10 protein-coding genes are annotated in these 10,690 nt (G+C 69.9%); 8 read left to right on the plus strand and 2 right to left on the minus strand.

Annotated features, from left to right (window positions below):
• A partial coding sequence (locus tag AB0B48_RS28885) for an ATP-binding protein (protein ID WP_357206978.1) occupies positions 1–1,588 on the minus strand: 1,588 nt, incomplete at its 3' end.
• A 234-nt stretch (positions 1,589–1,822) separates the two neighbouring features.
• Between AB0B48_RS28885 and AB0B48_RS28890 the strand changes: the two genes are divergently transcribed.
• The gene (locus tag AB0B48_RS28890) at positions 1,823–2,341 is read left to right on the plus strand and encodes a SigE family RNA polymerase sigma factor (protein ID WP_357206980.1); all 519 of its coding nucleotides are present in this window, start codon (positions 1,823–1,825) and stop codon (positions 2,339–2,341) included.
• Positions 2,334–3,083: a hypothetical protein gene (locus AB0B48_RS28895; RefSeq protein ID WP_357206982.1), complete on the plus strand. Its 750-nt coding sequence runs from the start codon at positions 2,334–2,336 to the stop codon at positions 3,081–3,083. Before AB0B48_RS28890 ends, AB0B48_RS28895 begins: the two co-directional genes overlap by 8 nt.
• 4 nt (positions 3,084–3,087) lie before the next feature.
• On the opposite strand, the gene AB0B48_RS28900 is transcribed toward AB0B48_RS28895, so the two are convergent.
• Positions 3,088–3,834: a pyrimidine reductase family protein gene (locus AB0B48_RS28900; protein WP_357206983.1), complete on the minus strand. Its 747-nt coding sequence runs from the start codon at positions 3,832–3,834 to the stop codon at positions 3,088–3,090.
• Between the two features lie 150 nt (positions 3,835–3,984).
• On the opposite strand from AB0B48_RS28900, the gene AB0B48_RS28905 reads away from it, so the two are divergent.
• The 6 genes from AB0B48_RS28905 (at position 3,985) to AB0B48_RS28930 (ending at position 10,662) form a co-directional block, all read left to right on the plus strand.
• Positions 3,985–4,548, plus strand: coding sequence for a plasmid pRiA4b ORF-3 family protein (locus tag AB0B48_RS28905; protein WP_357206984.1), 564 nt, complete (start codon positions 3,985–3,987; stop codon positions 4,546–4,548).
• Positions 4,549–4,882: 334 nt separating this feature from the next.
• Positions 4,883–6,172, plus strand: a complete 1,290-nt coding sequence (locus AB0B48_RS28910; protein ID WP_357206986.1) for an extracellular solute-binding protein — start codon at positions 4,883–4,885, stop codon at positions 6,170–6,172.
• 109 nt (positions 6,173–6,281) lie between these two features.
• Positions 6,282–7,253, plus strand: a complete 972-nt coding sequence (locus tag AB0B48_RS28915) for a sugar ABC transporter permease (protein WP_357206988.1) — start codon at positions 6,282–6,284, stop codon at positions 7,251–7,253.
• 10 nt (positions 7,254–7,263) lie between these two features.
• Positions 7,264–8,106 (plus strand): carbohydrate ABC transporter permease, encoded by an 843-nt coding sequence (locus AB0B48_RS28920; RefSeq protein ID WP_357206990.1) that lies wholly within the window; start codon positions 7,264–7,266, stop codon positions 8,104–8,106.
• Entirely contained in the window at positions 8,103–9,524 is a 1,422-nt protein-coding gene (locus AB0B48_RS28925) for a GH1 family beta-glucosidase (protein WP_357206992.1), read from the plus strand. Before AB0B48_RS28920 ends, AB0B48_RS28925 begins: the two co-directional genes overlap by 4 nt.
• A gap of 82 nt (positions 9,525–9,606) precedes the next feature.
• Positions 9,607–10,662 carry a LacI family DNA-binding transcriptional regulator gene (locus tag AB0B48_RS28930; protein ID WP_357206994.1) on the plus strand — a complete coding sequence of 352 codons (1,056 nt, stop codon included), beginning with the start codon at positions 9,607–9,609 and terminating at the stop codon, positions 10,660–10,662.
• The last annotated feature ends 28 nt before the right edge of the window (positions 10,663–10,690 follow it).

Below are 10,690 nucleotides of genomic sequence, written 5' to 3' on the forward strand. Positions count from 1 at the left end.
TGTCCGGTTGTTTCACTAACTTGGTCCCCGGCTTGCCCAGCACCGCCCGCGGGCGGTGGGGGGGGGGCTGGACGCGGAACGCGGGGGGGGCCCCCTCGGCGGGGTCGACCCGGCCCACCACCCGGATCGCCGAGTTGGTGACGATCCGCCGCTCCACCTCGCTCGCCGTCTGCTGCGCGCCGATCAGGATCACCCCGAGCGAGCGGCCCCGCTCGGCGATGTCCAGCAGGACCTCCTTGATCGGCGAGGAGCCCTCCCGGGGGGCGTACTTGTTGAGCTCGTCGAGGACGACGAAGAGCAGCGGCTTGGCGGTGCCCGACTTCTCCTTGCGCTCGAACTCGCTCTTGAGCGTCACACCGACCACGAACCGCTGCGCGCGGTCGGGAAGGTTGTGCAGGTCGACCACTGTCACCTGGGCCGACTCGCTCGTGTTGATGGAGTGGGGGCGGCGGGTGGCGAGGTCGCCACGGATCAGCCGGGCCAGGTCCTTCTTGCTGCCGATCAACCGCCGGGCGAACGCGTTGACGGTCCCCAGCCCCACAGCGCTACCCGCCCAGTCGGAGCGGGTCTCGTCGTCGTTGAGCTGATCGACGATGTGGTCGACCAGATCGCCGTAGGAGCCGAGCCGCACCCCGTCGATGCTCACTCCGCCGTCGGCGGGCTGGGCGTAGCGGGCCAGGTGCGCGGCCACCGAGTGGACCACCATCGTGTACTGCTGGCGCTCGTCGTCGGCGTCGGCGAAGACGTACGGCAGCAGGCGGTCGGTGCAGAACTCGCTCAATGTCCAGTAGAACGCGTCGACCCCGGTGAGCCGGCTGCTCACATCCGGCGTGCCGGCCGAGTCACCGACCCGGGGCGGGGCGTACACCCGCACGTCGGGGAAGGCACCAGCGCTCAACCCGAGCTTCGCGTACGCGGCGCGGGTGGGCTCGTCGAGGCGGGTGTTCGGGTGGTCGAGGAAGAGCAGATCCTCGCCCTTGACGTTGAAGATCAGCGCCTTGGCGTTGACCGCGTCGCCGCCCAGCACGCCGGAGCGGAACACCGAGTAGAGCAGGAAGGTGGCGAAGCTGGTCTTGGTGGCCACCCCGGAGATGCCGGAGATCGAGACGTGCGCGCCCCGGCTGCCGTCGAGGAAGTCGGCGTTGAGGTAGACCGGGACCCCGTCCCGACCCATCCCCATCGGGATGCGCCGCTCCATCCGGTCGAAGTGCAGCGCGCGGGCCCGGGCGTCACCCTCGGCCCGGTGCACCACAGCGCCCGGTGTCGGCGGCACGTACAGCTCCGGATCGACCCGGGTGGTGGTCACCTCGGCCGCCTCCTGCACCTGCGCGGGCAGGGTGCCGTCGGCGATGGCGAACACGTCGGACTCGAACTGGGCGCCCTCGTGCCGAGCGCGGACCTGGGTGACCACCCCGGCGATCGTCACCGGCTCCCGGTCCGGCAGCTCGCGCCGGGTGACCACCACGTCGTCGAGCTGGAGGTAACTGCCCGGGGCGACGGCCGTCCAGAACTGCAACGGGGTGGCGTCGGCGGTGCCCAGCACGCGGCCGACCACGCCGCCCGGGCTGTCGAGCTCGGCGTCGGTCATCGGGCGGCTCGGGTCGGTCGGGCATCACGGTCGGCGCGCATGCAGTGCATCCTGCCCGAGGAGTACGACAGGTCGCCACGCGACGCGGCGGACGACACCATGCGCCGTCACACTCATGACGCTGGGTGTTCGACCGAGCGCATGAGGTGGGCGGGAGTCGTGTTGGCGTGCACCGCGCGAGGTCCGGACTCAACTCCCGGGGCACCGGGCGCGTTACCTAGGCATGGAGCACGTATGAATGACGACTTCGGCGCCTTCGTCGCGACGAGCGGCCCGCGACTGCTCCGCTTCGCCGTACTGATCACCGGGCAGCGGGCGGACGCCGAGGACCTGTTGCAGGAGGTGCTGGAGCAGGCGTACCCGCGCTGGCACGTGGTCCGGCAACGGCAGCCGGAGGCCTACCTGCGTCGCGCCATGACCAACCGTTTGGTCAGCCGGTGGCGCTCCCCGTGGAACCGACGTCGGGTCGCCGGTCTTCCAGAGGCGGTGCCGCAGCAGGATGAGATGACCCGGGTCGACGACCGGGAGTTGCTGCTGACGGCGCTGCGGGAGCTTCCACCGCGGATGCGGGCGGTGGTGGTGGTCCGGTACTGGCTCGGTTTCTCCGAGGCGGAGGCTGCCGCCGAACTGGAATGTTCGGTGGGCTCGGTGAAGAGCCAGGCTTCGCGTGGTCTGCGCCGCCTGCGAGCCCGACTGGAGGCGGCCGGTGTTCCCCCACTCGACCTCGACCTCGCGGAGGAGAACCATGCGTGACAACGAGGTGGCGGCCCTGCTCGACCACGCCGTCGCGACAGTGGAGCTGCCACCCGGTCTCGCCCAACGGGTCGTCACGAGAAGCCGGGCGCGTCGCCGTCGGCGTCTGCTGCTCTCGGGCGGCACGGTGACCGTGGTGGTCGCCGCTGGGGCACTGCTGCTCCCGCAACTGGGACCGGCCGGTCGCGGTGGCGGCAGCGAGGGCGGGGGCACCGCGTCGAACGCGGCTGCCGACGTCCCGACCGGGATCGTCGGTTCCGACGGTCGACCGGTGACGCAGGCGCAGGTCGTCGCCGTCGGCCGGATCGGGACGGAGACGCTGGTGCTGCTGCGACGGGAGCCGCGCGCCGAGGAGCGGGCCGCCGGGGGACAGGCGGCCGAGGTGCTGATCACCCCGGACGGGGGCGGTCCGCGCCGGTTGCTCGACTACCTCTCGTACGACCTGGCCTGCGTCGATGGTGACGCGGTCTGCGCAGCCGTCCGATCCACCGGCAGCGGGCTGGGCGTGGCCGTGGCCCGGCGCTCCGGCGGTCGGCTCTACGTCCTGGTCCAGGCTCCGCAGGGGCGTACCGTCGAGGTCGTCGCCGACGGCGTGTCGCATCCCCTCGGCGCGGCACCGCGCGGCGCGGTGGCCGAGGTGGTCGCCGCCGAGCCGTACGACGAGGTGCAGGTCTGGGCGAGCACCGCCGACGGCCAGCGCTACCGGATCCCGTGGGCTCCCGGGGCGGTGCTCACCGACTGAGGTCTCACGGGCGGGCGTGGCGGAGCATCAGGACGCCGTCGTCGGAGGCGAGCACGTGGCGCAGTGGCAGGTGCCGGGGCGGTGCGGTGTCGCCGGCGGTGATCCGGCCGGGGCCGGCCCCGGCCAGCAGCGGCGAGACGGTGAGGCACAGCTCGTCCACCAGGTCGGCGGCGGTGAGCGCGCCGAACAGGTGCGGACCGCCCTCGCAGAGCAGTTGGGTGAGCCCACGGCGGTGCAGCTCGGCGAGACCGGCGGCCAGGTCGACCCGCTCGGCGCCGCAGCGCAGCACGTCGGCGACGTCGGTCAGGCCGGGCGGGGGATCGGCGTCGGCGTGGGTGAGCACCACCGGGCGGGTCGGCGCGTCGGCGAAGGCGGCCTGCGCCGGGTCCAGGTCGAGGGTGTTCGAGACGACCACCAGCGTCGGGTACTCCGCCAGCCCGTTGGCCAGACGCCAGGCTCGGCGGCGCTCGTTGAGCCGGACCGCCCGGTACTTCTCGTGGCGCAGTGTGCCGGCGGCCACCACCAGCGCGTCGCAGACCATCCGCAGCAGGCCGAACACCCGCTTGTCCGGCTCGCCGGAGAGCCCGGCCGAGTAGCCGTCCACGGTGACCGCGCCGTCCAGGCTGGCCACGAAGTTCACCCGCAGTCGGGGCTCGTCGGCGCGACCGTAGAGGGCGGTCAGCGCGGAGTCGTCGAGCGGCTGCGTCGACGGCTCGGGCCAGAGCCGTCGGATCGGAATTCCGACGGTCATTCGTCGGCCGGACCGGTGACCGGAGGGGTGGGTTCGGCGGTACGGTGCTGGCAGTCGCACCAGTTCCGGCCCGGGCAGTCGTCGTGTCGCCGGGCCCGGCACGCTCGGCAGATCATGCTCGCAGCCTAAGCCGCGGGAGGACAGGACAGCATGGCGCGTCAGATCTTCCAGCTGAAGATGTCCCTCGCCGGCACCCGCCCGCCGGTCTGGCGCCGGGTTCTCGTGCCGGCCGGCTACACGCTGGATCGGCTGCACCGGGTGGTGCAGCACGCGATGGGTTGGCGGGACTGCCACCTGCACTCGTTCGAGATCGACGCGGTGCAGTACGGCGAGCCGGACGCGGACGGGGAGTTGGGGTTGCACGACGAGCTGGACGTGCGGCTCGACGCGGTGCTCGGCAAGGGCAGCCGGTTCTCCTACACGTACGACTTCGGCGACTGGTGGGAGCACGACCTGGTCGTGGAGGACGCGTTGACGGCCGACCCCGACGAGCGGTACCCGGTCTGCGTGGCCGGGGAGCGGGCCTGCCCGCCGGAGGGTGTCGGCGGGTCGTTGGGCTACCAGGCGCTCCTGGAAGCCGTGGACGACGAGAGCGACACGGCCGACCTCGTCAGCTCCCGCCACGCGATGCTGCGGGACTGGGCGGGTCCGACCTTCGACCCGTCCCGCTTCGACCCCACCCGCGCGACCACGCTCCTGCGCCACTTCTGCTGATCCACCACCCACCCCACCCACCCACCCCTGCCGCGCCCCGACCGAGCGTTGTCGATCAAGAGGTTTGCGTCAGCTGGGCTCCGCTTTCTGACCGAAACTTCTTGATCACCCCGGTGGGGCGGGGGGTGTGGTTGGGGTTGGTGCGGGGGGAGTGGTCAGGGGTAACGATCTGGGAACGCTCCCAACGTCCTATTGACACTCCCGTTACCCGCCGGCAATCTCATGGGAGCGCTCCCGGAGGTGGCATGGGTCACTCACGCATCCCCGGCCTGGCGCGATGAGACACCCCCCACCACAACCACCCAGCCTCACCACCGGAAAGAGGGGTCAGCGCATGAGTGTCACCACGCGGCGTACCCGCCTGGCGGCCGCTGCCCTGGCCGCGATCACCGCAATCGGCGGACTCGCGGCCTGCGGCAACGACGACGACAAGCCAGCGGCCGGCGAGAAGCCCGCCAAGTTGGTCGTCGACACCTTCGGCGAGATGGGCTACGACGATCTCGTCAAGCAGTACGAGAAGGACACCGGCATCAAGGTCGAGCTGCGCAAGACCGCGCAGCTCGGTGAGTACCGGCCGAAGCTGGTCCGCTACCTGGCCACCGGCAAGGGCGCGGCGGACGTCACCGCCCTGGAAGAGGGCATCCTCAACGAGTTCAAGCCCAACGCGCGTAACTGGGCCGACCTCACTCCGCTGGTCGCCGACCACTCGAAGGAATACCTGCCCTGGAAGTGGGAGCTGGGCAAGGCGCCGGACGGTCGACTGATCGGCCTGCCGACCGACGTCGGCAGCCTCGCCGTCTGCTACCGCAAGGACCTGTTCCAGGCGGCCGGCCTGCCCACCGAGCGTGACCAGGTGTCGGCGCTCTGGCCGGACTGGAAGGGCTTCCACGACGCCGGTCTGAAGTACAAGCAGGGCAGCGGCGGCAAGGCGTTCATCGACTCGATCACCGCCGTCTCCAACGGTGTGCTCTTCCAGGGCAACGGTGACCTGTTCTACGACAAGGAAGACAACATCATCGCGGACACCAGCCCCGCGGTGAAGAACGCCTGGGACACCGCCACCTCGATGGCGGACATCTCCGCCAAGGCGTCCACCTGGTCGCCGGAGTGGTCGGGTGGCTTCAAGCAGGGCACCTTCGCTGCCACCTTCTGCCCGTCGTGGATGCTCGGCATCGTGTCGGACAACTCCGGTCCGGCCAACAAGGGCAAGTGGGATGTCGCGTCCGTGCCGGGCGGCGGCGGTAACTGGGGCGGCTCGTGGCTCGCGGTTCCGGCGCAGAGCAAGTACCCGAACGAGGCGGCGAAGCTCGCCGAGTACCTGACCAACGCGAAGAGCCAGGTCGAGGCGTTCAAGCTCAAGGGCCCGCTGCCCACGAACCTGGAGGCGCTGAAGAACGAGGCGTTCATCAGCTACACCAACGAGTACTTCAGCAACGCGCCGACCGGCAAGATCTTCGGCGAGAGCGTCGCCAAGATCCAGCCGACCCACCTGGGCCCGAAGCACCAGGCGGTGAAGGAGAACGCGCTCGAGCCGGCTCTGCGGGCGTTCGAGAACGGGCAGGCCGACAAGGCGAAGGCCTGGGAGCAGTTCACGAAGGACGCAAAGACTCAGGGTGCCTTCTGAGTGATTCCCTGCCGGTGGCGTTCGGGGCTTCCCGGACGCCACCGGCCGGTCCCCTCCGCGTAGCGCCCTGCGCGAGGGCCCCCGGGCCTCGCCGGAAAAGGAAATTCGCATGAGCCTGTCGGCCACGACGGCACGGCCGTCGCCAGCAGCACCGCCTTCTCCCGACGTCGATCGCCAACGTCGACGGGGAAGATTACTCAACCGCCTCGATGTGAAGTACTCGCCGTACCTCTACATCGCCCCGTTCTTCCTGATCTTCGGTGTGTTCGGGCTGTACCCGATGGTGCGTACGGCCTGGATGTCGCTGCACGACTGGGACATGATCGGCGACCACACGTTCATCGGCTTCGACAACTACACCCGGCTGGTGTCCGACGAGTACTTCTGGAACGCGCTGGTCAACACGTTCGGCATCTTCGCCCTGTCGACCATCCCGCAGTTGTTGCTCGCCCTCTTCCTGGCGAACCTGCTCAACCGGACCCTCCTGCGCGCCAAGACCTTCTTCCGGATGGCCATCTTCATGCCGAACGTGGTGTCGGTGGCCGCGGTCGCGATCGTCTTCGGGATGCTGTTCCAGCGGGAGTTCGGTCTGTTCAACTGGCTGCTCAGCTTCGTCGGTGTCGACCCGGTCGACTGGGACGGGCACCGGTGGAGTTCCTGGACGGCCATCTCCTCCATGGTCAACTGGCGGTGGACCGGGTACAACACCCTGATCCTGCTCGCCGGCATGCAGGCCATCCCGAAGGACCTCTACGAGGCCGCGGAGATCGACGGCGCCGGCCCGTGGCGACAGTTTTGGCAGATCACCCTGCCGATGCTCAAGCCCACCTTCATCTTCGTCGTCATCCTGTCCACGATCGGCGGCATGCAGCTCTTCACCGAGCCCCTGCTCTTCGGTAACGGCAACATCATCGGCGGCAACCAGCGGGAGTTCCAGACGCTGGCCATGTACATGTACGAGATGGGCATCGTGAACCTGAACACCGCCGGCTACGGAGCCGCGGTCGCCTGGGCGATCTTCATGATCATCATCGTGGTGTCGCTGTTCAACTTCCTACTCGTCCGCCGCTCGGCGAAGTGAGGAGAGATCGATGATCTCGGCTTCCCAGCGCCTGTGGCGCACCAGCCCGCTGACCTACCTGGCGCTCGTCCTGGCGGCACTGCTGTCGATCTACCCGTTCTACTACATGCTGGTGATCGGCAGCCGCAGCCTGGACAACATCAACGACGTGCCGCCGCCGCTGACCCCCGGTGGCGCGTTCGGTGACAACTTCCAGCGGGTGCTCGACAACGACGCCGCCAACTTCCTCACCGGCATGATGAACTCGATCATCGTCTCCTCGGTGGTCACCCTGTCGGTGGTGCTCACCGGTTCGCTGGCCGGGTTCGCCTTCGCCAAGCTGAAGTTCCGCGGCAGCAACGCCCTCCTGCTGGCGATCATCGTCACCATGATGATCCCGACCCAGATGGGGCTCATCCCGCTCTGGGGCATGATGCAGGACCTGGGGTGGTACGACACGCTCTACGCGGTCACCGTGCCGTTCCTGGTCACCGCCTTCGGCGTGTTCATGATGCGGCAGTACGCCAGCCAGGCGATCTCCGACGAGCTGATCGAGGCCGGTCGCGTCGACGGGGCCAGCACGTTCCGGATCTACTGGAGCATCGTGCTGCCCGCGCTGCGTCCCGCCGCCGGCGTGCTCGGTCTGCTGACCTTCATGGAGACCTGGAACTCGTTCCTCTGGCCGTACGCCATCCTCACCCCGGAGAACCCGACCCTCCAGGTCTCGCTCTCCTTCCTCTCGTACGCCTACTACACCGACTATTCCCAGGTGTTCGCCGCCACGGCGATCGGCACCATCCCCCTGGTAATCGTCTTTCTCGTGTTCGGCCGCCAGATCATCGGCGGGATCATGGAAGGTGCCGTCAAGTCGTGAGCAACCCCGCCAGCCCACCCGCCGTCGACGTCCTCGACGAGCGTCCCGGGCTGACCTTTCCACCCGGATTCCTCTGGGGGGCCGCGACGGCGGCATACCAGATCGAGGGGGCGGCAGCCGTGGACGGCCGCACCCCGTCGATCTGGGACACCTTCAGCCACACCGACGGCCGCGTCCTCTCCGGGCACACCGGCGATGTGGCGTGCGACCACTACCACCGCCTCGGCGAGGACGTCGCGCTGATGGCCGAGCTGGGCCTCAAGTCGTACCGTTTCTCGGTCTCCTGGTCCCGGGTGCAGCCCGGCGGCGTCGGCGCGGCCAACCCGCAGGGCCTGGACTTCTACCGGCGACTCGTGGACGAGCTGCTGGCCAACGGCATCGAGCCGTGGCTCACCCTCTACCACTGGGATCTGCCGCAGCCGCTCGAAGACGCCGGCGGTTGGCCGGCCCGGGACACTGCGGCCCGCTTCGCCGACTACACCACCCTGATGGCCGACGCGCTCGGTGACCGGGTGCGCTACTGGACCACGCTGAACGAGCCGTGGTGCTCGGCGTTCCTCGGCTACGGCTCCGGCGTGCACGCCCCCGGCCGCACCGACGGAGCGGACGCGGTGCGCGCCGGCCACCACCTGATGCTCGGTCACGGCCTGGCCGTGCAGGCACTGCGGGCCTCCCGGCCGGGCGCCGAGGTGGGCGTGACAGTCAACCTCTACCCGGTCGACCCGGCCAGCGACAGCCCCGCCGACGTGGACGCGGCGCGGCGTATCGACGGTTTGGCCAACCGGTTCTTCCTGGACCCGCTGCTGCGGGGGTCGTACCCGGAGGACCTGGTGGCCGACCTCAGCACGGTGACCGACTTCGAGCACGTGCACGACGGCGACCTGGCGACCATCTCCACGCCGCTGGACCTGGTCGGGGTCAACTACTACAGCCGGCACGTGGTCGCCGCGCCGGTCGAGGGCGTGGAGGCCGACCCGGCCCCCTCGTGCTGGCCGGGCAGCGAGGACGTCCGGTTCGTCAGCCGTGGCGTTCCGGTCACGGACATGGGCTGGGAGATCGACGCCCCGGGTCTGACCGAGACGCTGCGCCGGGTGCACGACTACACCGAGCTGCCCCTGTACGTCACCGAAAACGGCTCCGCGTTCGTCGACTCGATGGTCGACGGGCAGGTCGACGACGTCGATCGGCTGGCCTACTTCGATGCCCACCTGCGCGCCGCCCACGAGGCGATCGACGCCGGAGTGCCTCTGCGGGGATACTTTGCCTGGTCGCTGATGGATAATTTCGAATGGGCCTGGGGTTACACCAAGCGGTTCGGCATGATCCACGTCGACTACGACAGTCAGGTCCGCACCCCCAAGTCCAGCGCCAAGTGGTACGCCTCGGTGATCCGGCGCAACGGTCTGGCCGCACAATAGGCTCGGGCCAGCCATCAGGACGGCCCCGGCGTCCACCTCCCGCAGGTGGCGCCGGGTCCGCCCGCCGTCGGAGGAGCACACGATGACAACGCAGCGCACCCGGTCGCTCGGGCGCCCGACCCTCGACGCGGTCGCGGCGCGTGCCGGCGTCGGTCGGGGCACAGTCTCCCGCGTGGTCAACGGCTCGCCCCAGGTCAGCCCGGAGGCCCGGGCCGCGGTCCAACAGGCCATCGCAGAGCTGGGGTACGTGCCGAACCGGGCCGCCCGTGCGCTCGTCACCCAGCGGACCGACTCCGTCGCGTTGGTGGTGTCCGAATCCGGCGAGCGGGTCTTCACCGAGCCGTTCTTCGCCTCCATCGTGCGGGGGATCAGCTCCGGGCTGCTGGAGACGCCGATGCAGCTCTGGCTGGCCATGGCCCAGTCGCCGGTGGAACGGGAGCGCGTCGAGCACCACCTCACCAACCAGCACGTCGACGGCGTACTGCTGCTGTCGTTGCACGACTCCGACCCGCTGCCGACGCTGCTGGAGGAGCGCGGCCTGCCCGCCGTGCTCGGCGGTCGGCCCGCCCGGATGCTGCAACCCGGCGCCCAACCGGCCTGGTTTGTCGACGTGGACAACGTTGGCGGGGCCCGGCAGGCGGTGGAGTACCTGGCGAGACAGGGCCGGCGGCGCGTCGCCACCATCGCCGGTCCGCAGGACATGGGTGCCGGGCTGGCCCGTCTGGCTGGCTACACCGATGCGGTCAAGGCCACCGGCGCCAGCGTCAACCCCGACCTGATCGCGTACGGCGACTTCAGCGAGGGCAGCGGCGCTGCCGGAATGCGCCGACTGCTGGATGTCTGCCCGGACCTGGACGCGGTCTTCGTCGCGTCCGACCTCATGGCGTTCGGCGCGCTGCGTACCCTGCGGGAGGCCGGCCGGCGTGTGCCCGAGGACGTCGCGGTGATCGGCTTCGACGACGCGACCATCGCCCGACAGGCTGAGCCGCCGCTGACCACTGTCTTCCAGCCGGTGGAGGAGATGGGCCGGCAGATGGCCCGCCTGCTGGTGGCCCGGATCCGTGGCGAGGACCCCCGGGCAGCGTTGCCGCCGAGCTGCTCAACCTGCTTCCCGGGGTGCACCTCGACAGCGGGCTGACCGAACGTGAGATCGCGATCGTCACCGA

The organism is Micromonospora sp. NPDC049089 (assembly GCF_040648775.1).
Lineage (GTDB): Bacteria > Actinomycetota > Actinomycetes > Mycobacteriales > Micromonosporaceae > Micromonospora.

Bases quoted from the DNA above. Each gene is read 5' to 3' on its own strand.
- AB0B48_RS28890 (WP_357206980.1), top strand. From the start codon at position 1,823: ATGAATGACGACTTCGGCGCCTTCGTCGCGACGAGCGGCCCGCGACTG.
- AB0B48_RS28910 (WP_357206986.1), top strand. From the start codon at position 4,883: ATGAGTGTCACCACGCGGCGTACCCGCCTGGCGGCCGCTGCCCTGGCC.
- AB0B48_RS28895 (WP_357206982.1), top strand. From the start codon at position 2,334: ATGCGTGACAACGAGGTGGCGGCCCTGCTCGACCACGCCGTCGCGACA.
- AB0B48_RS28915 (WP_357206988.1), top strand. From the start codon at position 6,282: ATGAGCCTGTCGGCCACGACGGCACGGCCGTCGCCAGCAGCACCGCCT.
- AB0B48_RS28905 (WP_357206984.1), top strand. From the start codon at position 3,985: ATGGCGCGTCAGATCTTCCAGCTGAAGATGTCCCTCGCCGGCACCCGC.
- AB0B48_RS28900 (WP_357206983.1), bottom strand. From the start codon at position 3,834: ATGACCGTCGGAATTCCGATCCGACGGCTCTGGCCCGAGCCGTCGACG.
- AB0B48_RS28930 (WP_357206994.1), top strand. From the start codon at position 9,607: ATGACAACGCAGCGCACCCGGTCGCTCGGGCGCCCGACCCTCGACGCG.
- AB0B48_RS28920 (WP_357206990.1), top strand. From the start codon at position 7,264: ATGATCTCGGCTTCCCAGCGCCTGTGGCGCACCAGCCCGCTGACCTAC.